17 protein-coding genes are annotated in these 20,238 nt (G+C 66.9%); 9 read left to right on the plus strand and 8 right to left on the minus strand.

The window, feature by feature from the left end:
• Positions 1-23: 23 nt before the first annotated feature.
• From tcdA to BM252_RS00330, 3 genes are all read left to right on the plus strand, one after another.
• The gene (tcdA, locus tag BM252_RS00320) at positions 24-881 is read left to right on the plus strand and encodes a tRNA cyclic N6-threonylcarbamoyladenosine(37) synthase TcdA (protein ID WP_093382063.1); all 858 of its coding nucleotides are present in this window, start codon (positions 24-26) and stop codon (positions 879-881) included.
• A gap of 289 nt (positions 882-1,170) precedes the next feature.
• Positions 1,171-3,246 (plus strand): RecQ family ATP-dependent DNA helicase, encoded by a 2,076-nt coding sequence (locus BM252_RS00325; RefSeq protein ID WP_093382066.1) that lies wholly within the window; start codon positions 1,171-1,173, stop codon positions 3,244-3,246.
• Between the two features lie 116 nt (positions 3,247-3,362).
• Positions 3,363-4,565 (plus strand): DNA-processing protein DprA, encoded by a 1,203-nt coding sequence (locus BM252_RS00330; protein WP_245774011.1) that lies wholly within the window; start codon positions 3,363-3,365, stop codon positions 4,563-4,565.
• Between the two features lie 78 nt (positions 4,566-4,643).
• Here the strand turns inward: BM252_RS00330 and thpR are convergent, their stop codons facing one another.
• On the minus strand, positions 4,644-5,159 hold the full coding sequence (gene thpR / locus BM252_RS00335; RefSeq protein ID WP_093382072.1) for an RNA 2',3'-cyclic phosphodiesterase: 516 nt from the start codon (positions 5,157-5,159) through the stop codon (positions 4,644-4,646).
• A gap of 88 nt (positions 5,160-5,247) precedes the next feature.
• Here thpR and BM252_RS32085 point away from each other — a divergent pair, with 88 nt between their 5' ends.
• Both BM252_RS32085 and cysK read left to right on the plus strand, forming a co-directional pair.
• On the plus strand, positions 5,248-5,865 hold the full coding sequence (locus tag BM252_RS32085; RefSeq protein WP_093382075.1) for an FKBP-type peptidyl-prolyl cis-trans isomerase: 618 nt from the start codon (positions 5,248-5,250) through the stop codon (positions 5,863-5,865).
• 109 nt (positions 5,866-5,974) lie between these two features.
• Positions 5,975-6,907, plus strand: coding sequence for a cysteine synthase A (cysK, locus tag BM252_RS00345; RefSeq protein WP_093382078.1), 933 nt, complete (start codon positions 5,975-5,977; stop codon positions 6,905-6,907).
• Positions 6,908-6,915: 8 nt separating this feature from the next.
• Here cysK and BM252_RS00350 read toward each other — a convergent pair whose 3' ends face one another.
• The 5 genes from BM252_RS00350 to BM252_RS00370 all read right to left on the minus strand — a co-directional run bounded on the left by BM252_RS00350 (position 6,916) and on the right by BM252_RS00370 (position 10,461).
• On the minus strand, positions 6,916-8,001 hold the full coding sequence (locus BM252_RS00350; RefSeq protein WP_093382081.1) for a cation diffusion facilitator family transporter: 1,086 nt from the start codon (positions 7,999-8,001) through the stop codon (positions 6,916-6,918).
• Positions 7,998-8,315, minus strand: coding sequence for an ArsR/SmtB family transcription factor (locus tag BM252_RS00355; protein WP_093382084.1), 318 nt, complete (start codon positions 8,313-8,315; stop codon positions 7,998-8,000). The genes BM252_RS00350 and BM252_RS00355 overlap by 4 nt, the downstream gene beginning before the upstream one ends.
• Positions 8,316-8,489: 174 nt before the next feature.
• Positions 8,490-9,038 carry a hypothetical protein gene (locus BM252_RS00360; RefSeq protein ID WP_093382087.1) on the minus strand — a complete coding sequence of 183 codons (549 nt, stop codon included), beginning with the start codon at positions 9,036-9,038 and terminating at the stop codon, positions 8,490-8,492.
• Between the two features lie 3 nt (positions 9,039-9,041).
• The gene (locus BM252_RS00365) at positions 9,042-9,770 is read right to left on the minus strand and encodes a P-loop NTPase family protein (RefSeq protein ID WP_093382089.1); all 729 of its coding nucleotides are present in this window, start codon (positions 9,768-9,770) and stop codon (positions 9,042-9,044) included.
• Between the two features lie 208 nt (positions 9,771-9,978).
• Complete coding sequence (locus BM252_RS00370) at positions 9,979-10,461, minus strand: CinA family protein (RefSeq protein ID WP_093382092.1); 483 nt, start codon at positions 10,459-10,461, stop codon at positions 9,979-9,981.
• Positions 10,462-10,766: 305 nt separating this feature from the next.
• On the opposite strand from BM252_RS00370, the gene BM252_RS00375 reads away from it, so the two are divergent.
• Genes BM252_RS00375 through BM252_RS00385 form a run of 3 tightly spaced genes read left to right on the plus strand, consistent with a single transcriptional unit; the run spans position 10,767 to position 16,014 of the window.
• Entirely contained in the window at positions 10,767-11,390 is a 624-nt protein-coding gene (locus BM252_RS00375) for a TOL_0243 family YfiR-like periplasmic protein (protein WP_174900371.1), read from the plus strand.
• Positions 11,387-13,423: a sensor histidine kinase, YfiR-like protein-associated gene (locus tag BM252_RS00380; protein ID WP_093382097.1), complete on the plus strand. Its 2,037-nt coding sequence runs from the start codon at positions 11,387-11,389 to the stop codon at positions 13,421-13,423. Before BM252_RS00375 ends, BM252_RS00380 begins: the two co-directional genes overlap by 4 nt.
• Positions 13,420-16,014, plus strand: a complete 2,595-nt coding sequence (locus tag BM252_RS00385) for an EAL domain-containing protein (RefSeq protein WP_093382100.1) — start codon at positions 13,420-13,422, stop codon at positions 16,012-16,014. The genes BM252_RS00380 and BM252_RS00385 overlap by 4 nt, the downstream gene beginning before the upstream one ends.
• A 21-nt stretch (positions 16,015-16,035) precedes the next feature.
• On the opposite strand, the gene thiL is transcribed toward BM252_RS00385, so the two are convergent.
• Both thiL and BM252_RS00395 read right to left on the minus strand, forming a co-directional pair.
• Positions 16,036-17,004 carry a thiamine-phosphate kinase gene (gene thiL / locus BM252_RS00390; RefSeq protein ID WP_093382102.1) on the minus strand — a complete coding sequence of 323 codons (969 nt, stop codon included), beginning with the start codon at positions 17,002-17,004 and terminating at the stop codon, positions 16,036-16,038.
• Between the two features lie 52 nt (positions 17,005-17,056).
• On the minus strand, positions 17,057-17,476 hold the full coding sequence (locus BM252_RS00395; RefSeq protein ID WP_093382105.1) for a hypothetical protein: 420 nt from the start codon (positions 17,474-17,476) through the stop codon (positions 17,057-17,059).
• Between the two features lie 304 nt (positions 17,477-17,780).
• Here BM252_RS00395 and BM252_RS00400 point away from each other — a divergent pair, with 304 nt between their 5' ends.
• The gene (locus BM252_RS00400; RefSeq protein ID WP_093382108.1) at positions 17,781-20,099 is read left to right on the plus strand and encodes an NADP-dependent malic enzyme; all 2,319 of its coding nucleotides are present in this window, start codon (positions 17,781-17,783) and stop codon (positions 20,097-20,099) included.
• Positions 20,100-20,238: the final 139 nt, after the last annotated feature.

A 20,238-nucleotide genomic window follows, 5' to 3' on the forward strand; every position in this document is an offset into this window, starting at 1 on the left:
TGAAAATAACGGACATCAAGAATATGCCAGACAATGCCGACGATATCGACTTCGAACGCCGCTTCGGCGGCATCGGCCGGCTGTACGGCGCCGCCGCGCTGGCGCGCTTTCGCGGCGCCCACGTCTGCGTCGTCGGGGTCGGCGGCGTCGGCTCCTGGGTGGTCGAGGCGCTGGCGCGCAGCGCCATCGGCAAGCTCACGCTGATCGACCTGGACAACGTGGCCGAGTCGAACATCAACCGCCAGATCCAGGCCCTGAGCGGCACCATCGGCCAGGCCAAGGTGGCCGCGCTGGCCGAGCGCATCGCGCAGATCAACCCGGCCTGCCGGGTGCGCCAGATCGAGGACTTCGTCGAGCCCGACAACCTCGACCAGATGATCGGCGGCCAGGGCTACGACTACGTGGTCGACGCGATCGACTCGGTCAAGGCGAAGACGGCGCTGCTGGCCTATTGCCGCGCCAAGTCGATTCCCCTGATCATGATCGGCAGCGCCGGCGGCCAGACCGACCCGACCCAGATCGAGGTGCGCGACCTGTCGCGCACCGAGCAGGAGCCGATGCTGAAGAAGGTGCGCAAGCTGATGCGCACCCAATACGGCTTCCCGCGCGGGCTGAAGAACAAGTTCAACGTCGACGCGGTGTTCTCGATGGAGCGCCTGGTGATGCCGGAGAGCCCGGAGGTGTGCAGCGTCGACGCCGCGGGCGACGGCGAGGCCGACGGCGCCGCCAGCGCCGGCGTGACCGGCCTCAATTGCGCCGGCTTCGGCTCGGCGATGGTGGTCACCGCCACCTTCGGCATGGTGGCGGCCGGGCATCTGCTGCGCAAGCTGGCCGCCGAGGTGGCGCCGCAGCCGGCCGGGGCGCCGGCCGAGGCCGAATAGGGCTGATCGAACTTTCGCCGCGCCTGTCGCGGCATGAGGGGTATTGAGTGTTACTCCACAGCCGACCGCTGTGTCAGACCGGGGTGTCGGGCCCCGCGCGGAGTATGCCCCTCCCCTGACCAAAAAATCATCCCGAAGCAGCGCGCTAAGCTAAGCTTCATGGCGTGAGAAGTTCTATACAATGTTATTGGTCATAATTAGCGTCTACATTTGCCCCCATTGCTGCCGAACAAGGGGGGGCTGGCAGTCGACGGAGATGGCTTACAGAATATAAAAAAGAGAGATGCCAATGAAATACGATCATGAGCGCGCCGTCGCATTACTTAGAGTTGGAGCCGCACGGCCCAACGCAGACTTTCGCGAGGGACAGTCCGAAGCGATCCGACATTTGGTCGAAGGACAGGGGCGGTTACTTGTTATACAAAAGACTGGTTGGGGGAAAAGTTTCGTATATTTCATTGCTGCAAAACTGTTACGTGAGCAAGGAGGTGGTCCGACTTTGTTAATTTCACCTCTCCTTTCCCTCATGCGCAACCAGGTTGCTGCGGCTCAAGCAATGGGGGTGTCGGCAGTTGCCATTCACTCTGATAATGTAGATGAGTGGGAAGATATCATCGCGCAGTTAAGGCGAGATGAAGTGGATGTGCTGATTATTTCACCCGAGAGGCTAGCAAATGCGCGATTTAACGAAGAGGTGCTCTCCGAGTTGGCCGGCCGAATATCGTTGTTGGTAGTTGACGAGGCACATTGCATTTCAGACTGGGGACATGATTTCCGTCCTCAATACCGATTGCTTGAAAGAATTGTCAAGTCACTTCCGAAAAATTTGCGCCTTCTAGCTACTACCGCAACGGCGAACAACAGGGTGATGGGCGACCTGATTAATATTCTGGGGCCAGATCTTGCAACATTAAAGGGCGACCTTAGTCGCCCATCACTCTCGCTTCAAACAATTAAACTGCCGACTCAAGCTGAACGTATGGCTTGGATTGGGGAGCAACTTAGTCAAATAGCTGGTAGTGGAATTATTTATACACTAACAGTGCGTGATGCACTGCAACTGACTGCATGGCTGAAAAGCCTTGGCCACAATGTCGCTTGCTACACCGGCGCAACTGAGGATCGTCCTGCATTGGAAGATGCTCTGCTCAATAATCAAGTGAAAGCACTGGTTGCTACTACCGCGTTAGGTATGGGGTACGATAAACCAGACTTGGCTTTCGTCTTTCACTTTCAAATGCCTGCATCAGTTGTCGCGTACTATCAGCAGGTAGGACGGGCTGGGCGCGCGCTTGATAGCGCATATGGAGTCTTGCTTAGCGGTACTGAGGAGTTGGAAATAGCAGAATGGTTTATCGGTAGTGCGTTTCCTACAAAAGATGAAGTTGAGCTGCTGCTTAATGCACTTGCGGATGCGCCACATGGCCTTTCAGTTCCAGAGCTTTTAGGCGTTGTAAATATTAGTCAAGCACGAATCAATAAAGCGTTAGACCTTTTGAAGCTAGAGTCCCCAGCTCCTATCGCTAAGGCGGGAAGCAAATGGACTCTGACGGCGGCTACGCTCGGTGATTCGTTTTGGGATCGTACCGAACGACTGACGGCTTTGCGTCGGGACGAGCTTAAAGAGATGCGTCGTTACGTGGAGTTGCCGTACGGCGCTCACATGGACTATCTGATAGCGGCTCTTGATGGAAATGTGTCCATGGCGAAGCCTGCCTTGCTTCCTCAGCTTACAACGTTCGTCGATCCAGCCTCAATTCATGCCGCCATTGCATTTCTTAAGCGAAGCAATTTACCAATTCAGCCAAGAATGAAATGGCCAACTGGAGGTTTGCCAAGTTTTGGTGTCAAAGGGAATATCCCAGAGGTGCACCGAGCAAATGTTGGCATTAGTCTTTCAATGTGGGGGGATGCGGGTTGGGGGAAATTGGTCAAAGCAGATCGCTATAATGCCCAGTATTTCAGCGAGGAACTAGTAGAGGCTTGTGCTGTGATGTTTGAGAAATGGTCACCGCAGCCAGCGCCGACCTGGGTTACGGCGACTCCCTCACTCAGACATCCTAACTTGGTCCCTAGCTTTGCCGAGCGCCTTGCGTTGAGGCTGGGATTGCCATATCGCCAAGCACTTTTAAAGATTTTACATACCAAAGAGCAAAAAATTATGGCGAATAGTTCGCAGCAGGCTTTAAATCTTGATGGGGCGTTAGCAGTAAACCCAGATATGGTTTTAGCTGGTCCGGTTCTGTTGGTCGACGACATTGTTAACTCGCGTTGGACGGTTACAGTCGCCGCTATGCTGCTCCGAAAACATGGTAGTGGAGAGGTTTGGCCATTAGCTCTTGCTCAATCTAGCGCTGAAGAATGATACCTAGTCTATCCCCCAATACGCAGGCTATCCTGCTATTAACTGCGCCGCTAAAAGTTGGAGCTTCGCAGTCACGCGCGCCTCTATTGACGCCAAAGGAATACAAGGCGCTAGCCTTGATATTACGTGACCTAAAGCGTCAGCCGGCAGATTTGCTATCATTCGAAGGCGTAGAGCTAGCTAGCGAATGTTCAACAGTCGTTGAAAAAGAGCGAATTCGAGAGCTACTTGCCCGAGGATTTCTATTAAGTCAGGCATTAGAGCAGTGGCGAGCAAGAGCAATATGGGTTATCAGCCGCGCTGACTCAACATACCCTAGCCGACTCAAGGCACGTATGCGTGCGGATGCGCCCCCATTGCTGTATGGCTGTGGAAGTATTTCGCTGTTGGAGACTGGTGGACTTGCAGTTGTCGGTCCTCGGAAAGTCGGAAATTCGGAAATTGAGTATGCGAGAATGGTAGGAAAACTTGCTGCGCAGGCTGGCAAGCCCATTGTTTCTGGCGGTGCTAAAGGTGTTGACCAAGCTGCGATGCAAGGAGTTCTTGAGGCTGGTGGCTATGGCTGCGAAGTGCATGCGGAAGATTTGTTTAAGGCGTCTATAGATCGTTCTTACAGAGATGCCTTGATGTCGGAAAGGTTGCTTCTCATATCACCATACGATCCTAGCTCTAGCTTCAGTGTTGGTCATGCCATGCAAAGGAATAAACTAATTTATGCAATGGCGGATGCCGCACTAGTAGTCAACTCGGATCTGAACGCAGGTGGAACTTGGGCAGGGGCGAGTGAACAGCTTGAGAAATTCCATTTCGTTCCTGTGTTTGTTCGTTCCCAAGGCCAGCCATCTCTTGGGCTTAGTGCCCTTCAGGAACGAGGTGCCATTTCCTGGCCTGAACCTCAAGATGTACTCAGCTTTAAAAATATATTTGAGAAATTAGATGTTTTTAGGAAAAAGGAAGTTCACCTTTCGAGTTCCGAATTAGTGAATGACCTATTCGCAAATCCACCCCAATCCAAAGAATTAGATACCGTTGGTGCAGCGAGACTGTCAGTAAAGAGAGGCGATAGAGTGGACGTGAGTTCGACGACAACAGCCACTCTAGGAGGCACTGAGTTTGCGACTCATGTAGCCGCAGATACTTTATTCAACTTTGTAAGAGATCTGTTGTTAAATGTTGAAGATGCAACACTTTCTGAGCTAGAAGTTGCTGAGGCACTAGACGTAATGCCAGCCCAAGCGCGCTGTTGGCTTGAGCGCCTCGCAAATGAAGGTACTTTGGTCAAACATGGACAAGGAACCTATAAGGGAGCGAAGCTATAGGAATAGTTCTATTCTTGGCTCAAACTTAGGATTGTCCGATACGCCTGGGCGGCTGTACGACGGAGTAATTGGTGTGCGTCAGAAGGCGCGTTCGGCCAGCGTGCGGTACAGGCCGTCGGCGGCGCCGGAGGCCAGCAGCGCGATGCGGCCGACCCGCCAGTCGAGCGGCGCGAAGGCCGCGTCCGCCGTCGGCGCCGCCGCCTGGCGCGCCAGCGTCACGTGGGGGCGGAAGCCGGCGTGGCTGTCCGGCGCGAAGCCGGCCTGTTGCAGCGCCGCCATCAGCCGCGCCTGCAGGTCGAGCAGCGCGGCCGGCGGCCGCGTCATGCCGGCCCAGGCGATGCGCGGACCGGTGAAATAGCCCAGAGTATCGACGCGCAAGGCCAACGGCGGCAGCGCCAGCCGCGCCAGGATCCGCTCCAGCGGCGCCACGGCGGCGCCCGGCTGGCGGCCGAGGAAGGCCAGCGTCAGGTGCAGGTTTTCCAGCGGCACGGCGCGGCCGGGCGCCAGCGGCTGCAGCCGCGCCAGCGCGGCGCGCGTGGCGGCGTCGGGCAGGAGGGCGAAAAAAAGCCGCTGGGCGGCGTCGGTCTGGCTCATTTCGTATCGGGCTTTTGCTATGATTGGGCCGCGCTTTGTCCGCCACGGGCGGACGGAGATAGTCTACAACTCGTCGAAAGATTACATTATGAAGCCTTGCTCCGTTTTATGCGCCGCGCTGCTGGCGCTGGCCGCCAACTCCGTCCAGGCCGCCCCGGCCGACCAGACCGACCCGTCCGCGCCGCCCGCCAAGGCGGCCCAGCCGGCCAAAGCCGCCAAGCCGGCCAAGCCGGCCAAGGCGGTTGAAGGCGCGCCGGCCGCGTCGGCCGCAGCTGCCGCCCCGGCGGCGTCCGCCGAGGCGGCGCCCGCCGCCGCGCCCGTGCTGGCCGGCTCGGCCGCGCCCGGCCCCGAGGCCGACCGCCTGATCATCACCGACCTCAAGGTCGGCGGCGGCAAGGAGGCGCTGACCGGCAGCAACGTGGTGGTGCACTACACCGGCTGGTTGTACCGTCCCATGGGCAAGAATTGGCACGGCAATAAGTTCGACTCCTCGCGCGACCCGGGCCGCGAGCCCTTCGTCTTCCCGCTCGGCGGCGGCAAGGTCATCAAGGGTTGGGACCAGGGCGTGGCCGGCATGAAGGTGGGCGGCAAGCGCACCCTGATCATCCCCGGCGAGCTGGCCTACGGCTCGCGCGGTGCGCCCGGCGGCGCGATTCCGCCGAACTCGGCGCTGATCTTCGACGTGGAATTGCTCGACGTCAAGTAAGCCCGTCACGCCGCCGCCACGCCGGCGGCGGCCCCCTGCGCGGGGAGGGAAAAACGCGGTAGACTGGCTGTGCAAGCCTTCCATCGACTTTCCCGCGCGGAGAACCACCATGAACATCGCCAACGACGTCACCGCACTGATCGGCAACACGCCCCTGGTGCGCATCAACCGGCTCGCCGCCGGCAGCCCGGCGCAAATCCTCGCCAAGCTCGAATACTGCAATCCGGCGCACAGCGTCAAGGACCGCATCGGCCTGGCCATGATCGAGGCGGCCGAGGCGGCCGGCCAGATCCGTCCCGACACCATCCTCCTCGAGCCGACCAGCGGCAACACCGGCATCGCCGTGGCCATGGTGTGCGCCGCGCGCGGCTACCGCTGCACCCTGGTGATGCCCGACACCATGAGCCGCGAACGGCGCATGCTGCTGCGCGCCTACGGCGCCGAGCTGGTGTTGACGCCGGGCGCCGAGGGCATGCTGGGGGCGATCCGCCAGGCCGAGGAGCTGGTCGAGTCCGACCCGCGCTACCTGATGCTGCAACAGTTCAACAACCCGGCCAACCCGGACGTGCACCGCCGCACCACCGCCGAGGAAATTTGGCGCGACACCGACGGCCGCGTCGACATTCTGGTGGCCGGGGTCGGCACCGGCGGCACCATCACCGGCGTGGGCGAGGTGATCCGCGCCTACAAGCCGGCGCTGCAGGTGGTGGCGGTGGAGCCGGAGGGCTCGCCGATGTTGTCGAAGGGGACCAAGGGGCCGCACCAGATCCAGGGCATCGGCGCCGGCTTCGTGCCGGCCGTGCTCAACACCCGGGTCTACAACGAGATCATCGCCGTCAGCAACGACGACGCCTTCGCCACGGCGCGCCTGGCGGCGCGGCAGGAGGGGCTGCTGGTGGGCATCTCGTCGGGCGCGGCGCTGTGGGCCGCGCTGCAGGTGGCGCGGCGGCCGGAAAACGAGGGCAAGATCATCGTCACCATCATCCCCTCGTTCGGCGAGCGCTACCTGAGCACCGCGCTGTACCTGAACCTGGCCGACTGAGCGTCGTCCTAGTGGGCGTGGCCGTGGCCGGCCGGCGCGGCCGGCGGCGGCTCGCTCAGGCAGCAGGCGTGGCTGGTGGTGCCGCGCTCGATCTGCAAGGTGCTGTGGTGGATGGCGAACTCCTCCTTCAAACGCAGGCCGATGCGGTCGACGATCTCGTCGCCGGGATGGCCGTCGGGCATCACCAGGTGGGCCGTCAGCGCCGTCTCGGTGGTGCTCATCGCCCAGATGTGCAGGTCGTGCACGCCGGCCACGCCGGCGTGTTCGCGCAGGAACCGCTCGACCGAGGGCGCGTCGACATTGTCCGGCACGGCCGCCAGCACCATGCGCAGCGACTCGCGCAGCAGCGACCAGGTGCTCCAGACGATCAGCGCGACGATGGCCATGCTGACCAGCGGGTCGAGCCAGCTCCAACCGGTCGCCATCACCACCAGGCCGGCCACCAGCACGCCGAGCGAGATGGCGGCGTCGGCCGCCATGTGCAGGTAGGCGCCGCGGATGTTGATGTCGCCCTTGCTGCCGGCCAGGAACAGCCAGGCCGAGAAGCCGTTGATGGCGATGCCGACCGCCGCCACCAGCGACACCGTCAGGCCGGCCACCGGGTTCGGCTGCAGCAGTTGTTGCACCGCCTCCCAGGCGATGGCGCCGCAGGCGGCCATCAGCAGCATGGCGTTGAACAGCGCCGCCAGCATCGAGCTGCCGCGCAGGCCGTAGGTGTAGCGCCGGTTCGGCGCGCGCTTGGCCAGAATGGCCGCGCCCCAGGCCAGCATCAGGCCCAGCACGTCGGACAGGTTGTGGCCGGCGTCGGCCATCAGCGCGGTGGAGTTGGCGATGAAGCCGTAGCTGAACTCGACGCCGACGAACACCGTGTTGAGCACGATGGCGATGGCGAAGGCGCGGCCGTGGCTGTTCGGGTCGCCGTGGTGGTGGTGGCCGTGGCCGTGCGCGTGGCCGTGGTCGTGTCCACAAGCCTTGGCGGCCGGCTTGGCCTGGCCGGCGGCCGGCCGGCCGTGCTGGTGGTCATGGCCGTCGTCGTGGCCGTGCTGGTGCGGGTGGTCGTGGCCGTGGTCCGGCCCGTGTGGCTGCTTGTTCATGCGTCGTTTCCGCTGGAGGGTTCGGCGATATGCTCGAGCATGTCGCTGAGGACGCCGCTGATGTGGGCATCGGCGGCACTGTAGAAGACCTGCTTGCCGTGGCGCTCGGACTTGACGATGCGGGCGGCGCGCAGCAGGCGCAGGTGGTGGCTGACCAGCGAGCTGCTCAGTTGCAGGCCGCCGGCGATGTCGCTGACGGCGATCGGCGTGTGCAGGCAGCTCAGCACGATGCGCAGCCGCGTCGGGTCGCCCAGCAGGTGGAATAGATCGGCCAGTTGGGCGATGGCGGGGTCGGATTCGGGATAGGATGTCATAGCTAACATGTGAATAGGTGTTCACATGTTAGTCATGTTTTCGGGTTTCCGCAAGAAAAAGGTTTGGCCCGGGGCGACGGCCTTACCCCGCAAGCGAAGGGGTCTGACCCCGTGCGGGGTCAGACCCCGTGGCGTAGCGTAGTGCGGGGTGGAGAACGCCGGCGCCGGGGGCGTTCAGGGTTTTTGCAGCTCGGCCTGGAGCTGGGCGCGCGTCTTGGCGTCGAGCCTGGCGACGGCGCGGGCCAGCCTTTCGCCGTCGCGCAGGGCGCCGGCCTGCGCGGCCGTCAGGGCCGGCGCCTGCGGCGCCGGCGCCGGCTGGAACAGCAGCGCCTGGCCGGCCAGCGCCAGCACGGCGCTGAGCACGGCCACGCCGGCCGCCGCCGCCAACAGGCGCAGTTCGCCGGGCTGGAAGGCGCCCGGGCGGGTGGCGATCGGGCGCGACAGGAGCGGCGGGACGATGGCGGCGGGGCCGGCGCTTGCCGCCGCCGCAACGTCGGGCGCCGTTGCCGCAGGCGCCCCCGCGGCGGCCGGCGCCAGCCCGGCCGCCGTCCGGCTTTGCGCCAGCAGCTCGCGCGAGGCGGCGTCGAGCAGCGCGATGTGGCGCTCGACCGCCTCGGCCAGCACCGCCTCGTTCAGGGCCACCAGCGCGAAGATCGGATCGTCGACGTCGATCCGCACGCCGGTTTTCTCAAAGACCAGACTGCGCAGCTTGAGCTGGTCCATGGCTTACCACTGCACCTTGTCGAGCTGCTCGAACAGGTCGCGGAACACCACCTTGATGCGCTGCTTCTCCATCAGGTTGAACTTGTCGCTGGCGCGCACCTCGTCGAAGGTCAGGCGCGCCGTGTTCATCTTCTTGATGTCGGCGCCGAAGGTGTCGTTGTTGCGCGCCGACAGGACCACCCGGCCGCACACCCGCGCCGAGTTGTCGGCGTAGGTCTGCGACTCGTTGAACTGCTTGCCGGCGGCCGACTGCAGCAGGCCGAAGTGCTCGTTCTCCCACAGCACCAGCGGCACCGTGGTGGCCTTGGCGGTGGAGACGAAGCCCATCGCCGTGTCGTGCAGCGTGTCGCCGCCGCCGACGATGGTGTGGATGTAGACCTTGCGGCCCGATTCCTGCAACAGCGCGAAGCAGTCGTTCTCGATCAGGTAGCCCATCAGCGGCGAGAAGGTGTTGGCGCCGTTGTCGACGACGCAGTTGCCGTCCTCCTCGAGGAGGTCGATCATCAGCGCGTCGAAGCGCTTCGGGTCGATGGTGCGGCTGTCCGTCATCACCGGCACATGCTTGACCCCCATCGCCTTGTAGCGCGAGAAGGTGGCGTTCTCCTGGTCGGTGTCGTAGCAGCGCAACGGCGTCTCGTCCTTGCCGGCGAGCCATTGCGCGAGGATGGTCGACACCAGGGTCTTGCCGATGCCGCCCTTGCCCTGGAGGATGAAATGTACCGTGTTTTGCATCGAATTGCTCCCTGAGTCGAACTGGATAATCAAAACCTTCAATGACGGCGCGCCGTGCCGCCAAGCGAGGCGGCGGCGGGCACGGCGTGCCGGCCGCAGGCCGGCGGTGCGGCGCGGCCGGGCGCGCGGGGGCGCTTGGCCGAATAGCCAACGGCCCTCAGGGTAATGGGTTTGTGACCGGAAGGCAACCCGGCGGCGGCGCCGCCGCCTATTCGATGAAGCGCAGCAGGCCCTGCAGGGCGTGGCGCACGGTCTGCTCGCGCACCGCCGCGCGGTCGCCGGCGAACACCAGGCGCTCGGTGTGGACGCTGTCGGCGTTGGCCCAGCCGAAGCAGACGGTGCCGACCGGCTTGCCCGGCACCGCGCCGCTCGGGCCGGCGATGCCGGTGGTCGAGACGGCGATGTGGGCGTTGCTCGAGGCCAGCGCGCCGGTGGCCATGGCCGCCGCCACCTCCTCGCTGACGCTGCCCAGCTGGGCCATCAGCGCGGCCGGCACGTCGAGCAGCTCGGTCTTCGAGGCGTTCGAGTAGGTGACGAAGCCGCACTCGAACCAGCCGGTCGAGCCGGCGATCTCGGTGACGGCGCAGGCCACGCCGCCGCCGGTGCACGATTCGGCCGTGGCCAGCAGCAGGCCGCGGGCGTGCAGGGCGCGGCCGACCTGGGCGGCCAATTCGAGTATGTCTGTGCTCACTTGTGGGCTCCTTCGCGTGGACGGGGTCGGGGTTCCGGGCCGGGCCGGCGTGCCCGTCCACTGTAGCACGGCGCCGCCACGGCGGCCAGCGCGGCGCCGCCGTGGCGGGCGCCGCGCTTGCCACCGCGCCAAGCTTGTGAAAAAAGATACCCAAGCGATTTGAAAATGCGTACACTCGTTTGAGCCGCCGCGCCGATGCCGTCGCGCGTCGACTCGCTTGCAGTTGGCTACTCCGCGCGCGCCCGGCGCCGCCGTGCGCACCCCTCCCTAGACCGCAGGTTTCTGGCTCGTCCGCTATGGCGCTGTTGAACAGGTCGACCGTTGTGCTGATGCCGGCCGCGCGCCGCGGCGCCGCGCCGTGGCCGCTGGCGTTGCTGGTTCTGCCTGTCCTGCCGGGTCTGCTGGTTCTGCTGCTGGCCTGGTGGCCGGCGCCGGCCGGCGCCCAGGCGCCGGCAGCTGCCAGCCTGGCGCTGCAGGTCAAGGCCGCCTACCTGTACAAGTTCGCCGGTTTCGTCGAGTGGCCCGAGGGCAGCTTCGCCCGCGCCGACAGCCCGCTGGTGATCGCCGTGGCCGGCGCCGACGCGCTGGCCGAGCAGCTCGAGCGCAGCGTCGCCGGGCGCAGCGCCAACGGCCACCCGCTGCTGGTGCGCCGGCTGCGCCACGGCGAGCCGCCCGGCCCGGCCCACATCCTGTTCCTCGGCGCGCTCGAGCGCGGCGCCACGCAGGAGCTGCTGGCGGCGGCGCAGAACCAGGCCATGCTGACCGTCTCCGACAGCGCCGAGGCCCACGCGCTGGGCAGCATGGTCAACTTCGTCACCGCCGACGACCGCCTGCGCTTCGAGGTGGCGCTGCGCCCGGCCGCCGGCGCGCGTCTGAAGATCAGCGCGCGCATGCTGTCGGCCGCCTACAAAGTGCAGGGGGCGACATGAGCGCGGTGGCGCGCTGGTGGCGGCCGCGCCTGCTGCGCCAGAAGCTGCTGGCGGTGGTGCTGCTGACCACCCTGGCGGCGCTGTTGGTGGCGACCGGCTGCGTCATCGCCTACGACCTGCGCGCCTACCAGCGCGGCCTGCTCGGCGACATGCGCACCCAGGCCGAGCTGATCGGCCACATCAGCGCCGCCGCGCTGGCCTTCGACGACCGCCGCCTGGCCGGCGAGAACCTGGCGCTGCTGCGGCTGCGCCCGGGCATCCAGGCCGGCGCCATCTACACCGCCGCCGGCGCGCTGTTCGCCAGCTACACCGCGCCCGGCCAGGCCGGCGCCTTCCCGCGCCGCGCCGCCGCCGACGACGCCAGCTTCGCCGGCGGCACGCTGACGCTGTCGCGCCGCATCGTCGACAACGGCGAGCCGCTCGGCACCGTCTACCTGCGCGCCGACGACGGCCTGCTCGGCCGCGCCGCCGACTACCTGGCCATCTCGGCCGGCGCGATGCTGCTGGCCATGCTGATCGCCTACCTGGTGATGCGCCGCCTGCACCACCTGGTGACCCAGCCGATCCTGGCCATCGCCGCCATCGCCGGCGAGGTGGTGGCCACCGGCGACTACTCGCGCCGCGCGCCGCGCCTGAGCGACGACGAGGTGGCCCGCCTGGTCGACTCGTTCAACCGCATGCTCGGCGAGATCGAGGCGCGCACCGGCGCGCTGGAGGGCTCGAACCGGGCGCTGGCCAGCGAGGCCGGCCAGCGCGCCGACGCCCAGCACGAGGTGATGCGGCTGAACGCGGAACTGGAACAGCGGGTCCACGAGCGCACCGGCCAGCTCGAGCGCGCCAACGGCGAGCTGGCCCTGGCGATGGCCGAGGCCAGCCGCGCCAACCAGGCCAAGACCGCCTTCCTGTCGTCGATGAGCCACGAGCTGCGCACCCCGCTCAACGCCATCCTCGGCTTCGCCCAGATCCTCGGCAGCGACAAGCTGCCCACCACGGCCGAGCAAAAGCGCGAGTTCGCCGGCCACATCCTCAAGTCCGGGCGCCACCTGCTGACCCTGATCAACGAGGTGCTCGACCTGGCCAAGATCGAGTCGGGCGCCGTCGCCCTGTCGCTCGAGCCGGTGGCGCTGGCCGAGATCCTGCACGAGTGCCGGGACATGACCGAGCCGCTGGCCGGCGCGCGCGGCGTGCACCTGCTGTTCCCCGAGCGCGTCGAGGGCAGCGTCGAGGCCGACCGCACCCGCCTCAAGCAGATCCTGCTGAACCTGCTGTCGAACGCCATCAAGTACAACCGCGCCGGCGGCGCCGTGGTGCTCGACATCGCCGCGCGGCCCGACGGCCGGCTGCGCCTGGCGGTGCAGGACACCGGCCACGGTCTGACCGCCGAGCAGATCGAGCGCCTGTTCCAGCCCTTCAACCGCCTCGGCCAGGAGGGCGGCGGCGAGGAGGGCAGCGGCATCGGCCTGGTGGTGACCAAGCGCCTGGTCGAGCTGATGGGCGGCGCCATCGGCGTGTCGAGCAGCGTCGGCGTCGGCAGCCTGTTCTGGATCGAGCTGCGCGCCGTCGCCGCGCCGGCGCTGGCGGTGGTGGCGGCGGCGGCGCCGGCGCCGGCCGCCGCCGCCAGCGCCACCCTGCTCTACGTCGAGGACAACCCGGCCAACCTGCGCCTGGTCGAGGAGATCGTCCGCTTCCGCCCCGGCCTGCGCCTGCTGGCCGCGCCCGACGGCCACCTCGGCATCGAGATGGCGCGCGCCCACCTGCCCGACGTCATCCTGATGGACCTGAACCTGCCCTGCGTCGGCGGCGCCGAGGCCCTGCGCGTGCTGCGCGGCGACCCGCGCACGGCGCACATCCCGGTCATCGCGCTGACCGCCAACGCCATGCCGCGCGACGTCGAGCGCGGCCTGGCGCTGGGCTTCGCCGACTACCTGACCAAGCCGATCAACATCGACGAGTTCGGCGCCGCCGTCGACCGCGCGCTGGCCGCCGCGGCCGGCCGCGCCGGCGCCGGCGCCGCGCGGGAGGCCCGCCCATGATCAGCCAGCACGACATCCTGCAGGCCAGGATCCTCATCGTCGACGACCAGCCGGTCAACGTCGAGCTGCTCGAGTACCTGCTCGCCAGCAGCGGCTACACGGCCGTCAGCGCCACCACCGACCCGCGCCAGGTGGCGCCCTGGCACGCCGAGCGGCGCTACGACCTGATCATCCTCGACCTGCACATGCCCGGCCTGAGCGGCTTCGGCGTGATGGAGCAGCTCAAGCCGCTCGAGAGCGACGGCTACCTGCCGGTGCTGGTGGTGACGGCCGAGCCGGAGCAGAAGCTGGCCGCGCTCGCGGCCGGCGCGCGCGACTTCGTCAGCAAGCCCTTCGACCCGGTCGAGGTGCTCACGCGCATCCGCAACATGCTCGAGGTGCGCCTGCTGCACCGCGAGGTGGTGCAGTACAACAGCCGCCTGGAGCAGACGGTGCGCCAGCGCACCGCCGAGCTGCAGCGCTTCCGCAGCGCGCTCGACGCCACCGCCGACGCCATCTTCCTGCTCGACGCCGCCAGCCTGGCCCTGCTCGACGCCAACGAGGGCGCCTGCCGCATGCTCGGCTACGGCCGCGCCGAGCTGCTGGCGCTGGCGCCGCAGCGGCTCGGCCTGGGCACGGCCGAGGCGCTGCGCGGGCAGGCCGCCCGGCTGGCCGACTACGCCGCCTGCATCGGCCCGGCGCGCGCGCCCGAGCTGGCCGAGCTCGAGCTGACCCGCCAGGACCTGGCCCTGGTGCCGGTGGAGATCTACTGGCAGCTGCAGCAGGGCGACGGCGCGGCGGCCGTGCTGCTCGGCGTGGCGCGCGACATCGGCGAGCGGCGCCAGGCGCGCGAGCGGCTGGCCCACATGGCGCGCTACGACAGCCTGACCGGCCTGCCCAACCGCTCGCTGTTCTACCAGACCCTGAGCGAGGCGATCGAGCTGGCGCAGGACAAGGGCTGGCGCATCGTGGTGCTGTTCATCGCGCTGGACCGCTTCAAGAACATCAACGACTCGCTCGGCCCCGGCCAGGGCGACGAGCTGCTGCGCCAGTTCAGCAACCGGCTGGTGCAGTGCGTGCGCCTGCGCGACACGGTGGGCCGGCTGGGCGGCGACGAGTTCGCCCTGATCCTGACCATGACGCGCGACCAGCAGGACGCCGTCTACGTCGCCAACGAGGTGCGCGAGGCGCTGCGCGCGCCGTTCGACCTGCACGGCCACGCCGCCGCGCTGACCGCCAGCATCGGCATCGCCATGTATCCGGACGACGCCACCGACCCGGAGACGCTGGTGCGCAACGCCGACACGGCGATGGCGCGCGCCAAGCAGGCCGGCCGCGACGGCTACCGCTTCTTCACCGCCGGCATGAACGTGCAGGTGCTGGCCCGGCTCGACCTGGAGATGGCGCTGCGCCGCGCCCTCGACAACGACGAGCTGCTGCTGTACTACCAGCCCAAGGTCAACCTGCACACCGGCCGCGTGGCCGGCGCCGAGGCGCTGCTGCGCTGGCAGCGGCCCGGCTACGGCATGGTCTTCCCGGCCGAGTTCGTGCCGGTGTTGGAGGACACCGGCCTGATCGTGCGGGTCGGCGCCTGGATCATCGACACCGCCTGCCGCCAGATCGCCGCCTGGGCCCGCTCGCCGGTGGGGCCGGTGCACGTCGCCGTCAACGTCTCGAGCCGCCAGTTCGTCGAGGGCGACCTGGAGCGCGAGGTGCGCCAGGCGCTCGACAAGCACAAGGTGCCGGCCGAGCTGCTCGAGCTCGAGCTGACCGAGACGGCGCTGATGTCCAACGCCGAGCGCACCATCGTCGTGCTGGGCAACCTGAAGGCGCTCGGCATCAAGGTGGCGATCGACGACTTCGGCACCGGCTACTCCAGCCTGGCCTACCTGCAGCGCTTCCCGATCGACAAGCTGAAGATCGACATCGCCTTCGTGCGCGACATCACCACCAACCCGAACGACGCCGCCATCGCGCTGGCCATCATCAGCATGGCGCACAGCCTCAAGCTGCGCGTCATCGCCGAGGGGGTGGAGACCCGGCCGCAGCTCGAATACCTGCGGCGCAACCGCTGCGACGAGATCCAGGGCTACTACTTCAGCCGGCCGCTGCCGGCCGGCGAGATGGGCCAGCTGGTCGAGGCCGGCAAGTGCCTGCCGGCCGGGCCGGACGCGCCGGCCCAGCCGGCGCAGACCCTGCTCATCGTCGACGACGACATCAACGTGCTGGCCGCGCTGCACCGCCTGTTCCGCCGCGACGGCTACCAGATCCTGACGGCGGCCACGCCGGCCGAGGGCTTCCAGCTGCTGGCGCTGCACGCGGTGCAGGTGATCGTCTGCGACCAGCGCATGCCGATCATGAGCGGCACCGAGTTCCTCAGCAAGGTCAAGGAGATGTACCCGGACACCATCCGCATCATCCTGTCCGGCTACACCGGGCTGGAGGCGGTGCTCGACTCGATCAACCGCGGCGCCATCTACCGCTTCTACACCAAGCCCTGGGACGACACCCAGCTGCGCGACAACATCCGCCTGGCCTTCCACCACTACTGGCTGATGCACGGCAGCGGGCGGCGCGTCGGCCAGCCGGGCGAGGACGCCACCGCGCTGTAGCGGCGCGCCGGCGCGGCCGGCCTAGCCGGCGAAGTGGTCGAAGCCGGCCAGGCGCAGGTCGAGCGGGGCGCCGGCGGCGTCGACCAGGCGCAGGCCGGCGGCCGGCTCGATGCGGCCGACCCGCGTCACCGCCGTGGCGACGCTGGCGGCGGCGGCCAGGATGGCGGCGCGGGCGCCGGCCGGCGCGGTGAAGCACAGCTCGTAGTCGTCGCCGCCGGCCGCCGCGTAGGCGCGCCGCAGCGCCGCCGGCCGGGTGCTCAGCACCGGCCCGGCCGGCAGGGCGTCGACGTCGAGCGTGGCGCCGACGCCGGAGCGTTCCAATATGTGGCCGAGGTCGCCGACCAGGCCGTCCGAGATGTCGATGGCGGCGTGCGCCAGGCGCTGCCCGGCCAGCAGCATGCCCAGCTCGACGCGCGGGATCGGCGCGTGCATGCGCGGCGCGGCGGCGCGCAGCAGCTCGGCCGGCAGCTCGACCTCGCCACGGTAGCCGGCCAGCGCCAGGCGGGCGTCGCCCAAGGTGCCGCTGATCCAGATGTCGTCGCCGGCGCGGGCGGCGTCGCGCCGCAGCGCCTGGCCGGGCGCCAGCTCGCCGAACACGGTGATGCAGATGGTCAGCGGGCCCTTGGTGGTGTCGCCGCCGATCAGCTCGCAGTCGAAGGCGTCGGCCAGCGCGAACAGGCCTTGCGAGAAGCCGGCCAGCCAGTCGCGCTCGGCGGCCGGCAGCGCCAGCGCCAGCGTGAAGCCGACCGGCCGCGCGCCCATCGCCGCCAGGTCCGACAGGTTCACCGCCAGGCTCTTGTGGCCCAGTTGCACCGGGTCGGCGCCGGCGAAGAAGTGGCGGCCCTCGACCAGCATGTCCGACGAGATCGCCGTCTGCCGGCCGGGCGTGGGGGTGAGCAGGGCGCAGTCGTCGCCGATGCCCAGGGTGGCGCGGGCCGGGTGGCGCGGGCGCACGAAGTATTGCTTGATGAGGTCGAATTCGGAGAGCATGGCGCCATTGTACCGAAACGGCGCCGGCCGGCGCGCGCCGTCCCGGCCCGGGCTAGGTGTTGCCGATGGTCAGGTGGGCCGGCACCGCCTCGGCCGACAGGAACAGCCAGTCGTGGTTGGCCAGCCGCACCGCCACCCCCTCGACGTTGAAGCGGCCCAGCAGGTCGGGGGTGAAGAACAGCTGCGGCCCGGCCTCGTAGCCGGCGCCGGTGAGCACCACGAACATCTTGCACAGGCCGGCCTCGATGGCCAGCGCCTCGGCCGACAGCCGCGCCAGGCGGCCGCGGCCGGTCTGCATCAGGCCGCCGAGCGAACGGCTGTAGACGAAGGCCAGCTCCTTGCCGTCCTGCTGCCATTGGCGCAGCTGGCGCCAGGCCGGGCCGTCGGCGCCGGCGATGGCCGGCGGCTGCGCCGAGGGCCGGGCCGGCGGGGTGGCCGGCGCGCCGGCGGGCGGATTGATCAGAGCCGTCATGACACTCTCCACAGCAAGGGGGATGTGGACGAGCATACAACAAAGCCGGGCCCGGCAGGAGGGGTCGGCTTATTGATGTCTACAATCGCTATTCCAGCAACAATAGACAAAAATGATCAATTTGGGAAACCGATCATATTTGCCGATTCGATAGCCATTTACCGCTCATCATTCGGTAAAACCCCGGTTTTTCGCCGTCCACGCCTCATTTCGTCACAGGACTTGGTAAAAATACCTAGCTAATTGAAAGAATTGGTCTGATAAAATCGTAAGCTTTCCGATCGTACAAACAGGAAGGCAGCACATGGATTCGTCATCTGATCAAAAAGAGGAACTTCGTCAACAATTGCGCCTTGCCGCATTGGAATACCACGAGTGCCCTAGACCAGGCAAGATCAGCGTCACGCCGACCAAGCAACTGACCAACCAGCGCGATCTGGCGCTGGCCTATTCGCCCGGCGTGGCGGCGCCCTGCGAGGAGATCGTCATCGATCCGGCCAACGCCTACAAGTACACCGCGCGCGGCAACCTGGTGGCGGTCATCACCAACGGCACCGCCGTGCTCGGCCTGGGCAACATCGGCCCGCTGGCGGCCAAGCCGGTGATGGAGGGCAAGGGCGTGCTGTTCAAGAAGTTCGCCGGCATCGACGTGTTCGACATCGAGATCAACGAGATGGACCCGGACAAGCTGTGCGACATCATCGCCTCGCTCGAGCCGACCTTCGGCGGCGTCAACCTGGAAGACATCAAGGCGCCCGAGTGCTTCTACATCGAGCGCCAGCTGCGCGACCGCATGAAGATCCCGGTCTTCCACGACGACCAGCACGGCACCGCCATCATCGTCGGCGCCGCCATCCTGAACGGCATCAAGGTCGTCAACAAGGACATCAAGCACTGCAAACTGGTGGTGTCGGGCGCCGGCGCGGCCGCGCTGGCCTGCCTCGACCTGATCGTCGACCTCGGCTTCCCGCTGGAGAACATCTTCGTCACCGACCTGGCCGGCGTGGTCTACAAGGGCCGCGTCGAGCTGATGGATCCCGACAAGGAACGCTTCGCCCGCGAGACCGAGGCGCGCACCCTGGCCGAGGTGATCCCCGGCGCCGACATCTTCCTCGGCGTTTCCGCCGGCGGCGTGCTGAAACAGGACATGGTCATGAAGATGGCGCCCAATCCGCTGATCCTGGCGCTGGCCAACCCCAGCCCGGAGATCCTGCCGGAGGACGTCAAGGCGGTGCGCGGCGACGCCGTCATCTGCACCGGCCGCTCGGACTATCCGAACCAGGTCAACAACGTGCTGTGCTTCCCCTACATCTTCCGTGGCGCGCTCGACTGCGGCGCCACCACCATCACCCGCGAGATGGAGATCGCGGTGGTGCACGCCATCGCCGAGCTGGCCCACGCCGAGCAGTCCGACATCGTCGCCACCACCTACGGCATCAGCAACCTGTCGTTCGGCCCCGAGTACCTGATCCCGATGCCGTTCGACCCGCGCCTGCTGATCAAGATCGCGCCGGCGGTGGCCAAGGCGGCCTTCGAGTCGGGCGTGGCGACGCGGCCGATCAAGGACCTGCAGGCCTACGCCGACAGCCTGCAGCAGTTCGTCTACCGCAGCGGCACCTTCATGAAGCCGCTGTTCCAGGTCGCCAAGAGCACCGCCGCCGAACTCAAGCGCATCGTCTACGCCGAGGGCGAGGAGGAGCGCGTGCTGCGCGCCGTGCAGGTGGTGGTCGACGAGAAGCTGGCACGGCCGATCCTGGTCGGCCGCCCGGCCGTGCTGGCCACACGCATCGAGAAGTTCGGCCTGCGCCTCAAGCAGGGCGTCGACTTCGACGTCATCAACCCGGACTTCGACGAGCGCTACCGCGACTACTGGCACGCCTACTACGCGATGACCGCGCGCAAGGGCGTCACCCAGGAGTACGCCAAGCTGGAAATGCGCCGGCGCCACTCGCTGATCGGCGCCATGATGATCCACAAGGGCGACGCCGACGGTATGATCTGCGGCACCTTCGGCACCACCCAGTTGCACCTGCACTACATCGACCAGGTGCTGGGCAAGCGCGCCGGCGCCAAGGTCTACGCCGCGATGAACGTGCTGATCCTGCCGGAGCGCCAACTGGTGATGGTCGACACCCACGTCAACGAGAACCCGGACGCCGAGCAGCTCGCCGAGATCACCATCATGGCCGCCGAGGAGATGAAGCGCTTCGGCCTGTCGCCGCGCGCCGCCCTGCTGTCGCACTCCAACTTCGGCTCGTCCAACAGCGCCTCGGCGCAGAAGATGCGCGCCGCGCTGGCGTTGATCCGCCAGCAGGCGCCGGAGCTGGAGGTGGACGGCGAGATGCACGGCGACACCGCGCTCGACTCCAAGCTGCGCAACTCCATCATGCCCGGCTCGGACCTGCAGCACGACGCCAACCTGCTGGTGATGCCCAACATCGACGCCGCCAACATCGCCTACAACCTGGTCAAGACGGCGGCCGGCAACGGCATCGCGGTCGGCCCGATCCTGCTCGGCTGCGCCAAGCCGGTGCACATCCTGACGCCGTCGGCGACGGTGCGCCGCATCGTCAACATGACCGCGCTGTGCGTGGTCGACGCGGTGGCCCAGCGCAAGGCCTAAGCGGCCGCGCCCGCCGCGCCCGCCGCGCCAGCGCGGCGGCGCCAAGGCCAGCACCCGTCCGGGTGCTGGCTTTTTTTTTTTGCGCCGGCACCGGCGCGGGGCGCCATATTGATGCATGTCAAACAATATTGCATCGACG

Origin of the sequence: Rugamonas rubra, from assembly GCF_900114705.1 — a bacterium.
Lineage (GTDB): Bacteria > Pseudomonadota > Gammaproteobacteria > Burkholderiales > Burkholderiaceae_D > Rugamonas > Rugamonas rubra.

What these genes read in the sequence shown, in the direction of transcription:
- thiL (WP_093382102.1), bottom strand. Translation starts at nt 17,004, where the DNA reads ATGCTCTCCGAATTCGACCTCATCAAGCAATACTTCGTGCGCCCGCGC.
- tcdA (WP_093382063.1), top strand. Translation starts at nt 24, where the DNA reads ATGCCAGACAATGCCGACGATATCGACTTCGAACGCCGCTTCGGCGGC.
- BM252_RS00325 (WP_093382066.1), top strand. Translation starts at nt 1,171, where the DNA reads ATGAAATACGATCATGAGCGCGCCGTCGCATTACTTAGAGTTGGAGCC.
- BM252_RS00395 (WP_093382105.1), bottom strand. Translation starts at nt 17,476, where the DNA reads ATGACGGCTCTGATCAATCCGCCCGCCGGCGCGCCGGCCACCCCGCCG.
- BM252_RS00400 (WP_093382108.1), top strand. Translation starts at nt 17,781, where the DNA reads ATGGATTCGTCATCTGATCAAAAAGAGGAACTTCGTCAACAATTGCGC.
- thpR (WP_093382072.1), bottom strand. Translation starts at nt 5,159, where the DNA reads ATGAGCCAGACCGACGCCGCCCAGCGGCTTTTTTTCGCCCTCCTGCCC.
- BM252_RS00360 (WP_093382087.1), bottom strand. Translation starts at nt 9,038, where the DNA reads ATGGACCAGCTCAAGCTGCGCAGTCTGGTCTTTGAGAAAACCGGCGTG.
- BM252_RS00365 (WP_093382089.1), bottom strand. Translation starts at nt 9,770, where the DNA reads ATGCAAAACACGGTACATTTCATCCTCCAGGGCAAGGGCGGCATCGGC.
- cysK (WP_093382078.1), top strand. Translation starts at nt 5,975, where the DNA reads ATGAACATCGCCAACGACGTCACCGCACTGATCGGCAACACGCCCCTG.
- BM252_RS00385 (WP_093382100.1), top strand. Translation starts at nt 13,420, where the DNA reads ATGATCAGCCAGCACGACATCCTGCAGGCCAGGATCCTCATCGTCGAC.
- BM252_RS32085 (WP_093382075.1), top strand. Translation starts at nt 5,248, where the DNA reads ATGAAGCCTTGCTCCGTTTTATGCGCCGCGCTGCTGGCGCTGGCCGCC.
- BM252_RS00350 (WP_093382081.1), bottom strand. Translation starts at nt 8,001, where the DNA reads ATGAACAAGCAGCCACACGGGCCGGACCACGGCCACGACCACCCGCAC.
- BM252_RS00355 (WP_093382084.1), bottom strand. Translation starts at nt 8,315, where the DNA reads ATGACATCCTATCCCGAATCCGACCCCGCCATCGCCCAACTGGCCGAT.
- BM252_RS00380 (WP_093382097.1), top strand. Translation starts at nt 11,387, where the DNA reads ATGAGCGCGGTGGCGCGCTGGTGGCGGCCGCGCCTGCTGCGCCAGAAG.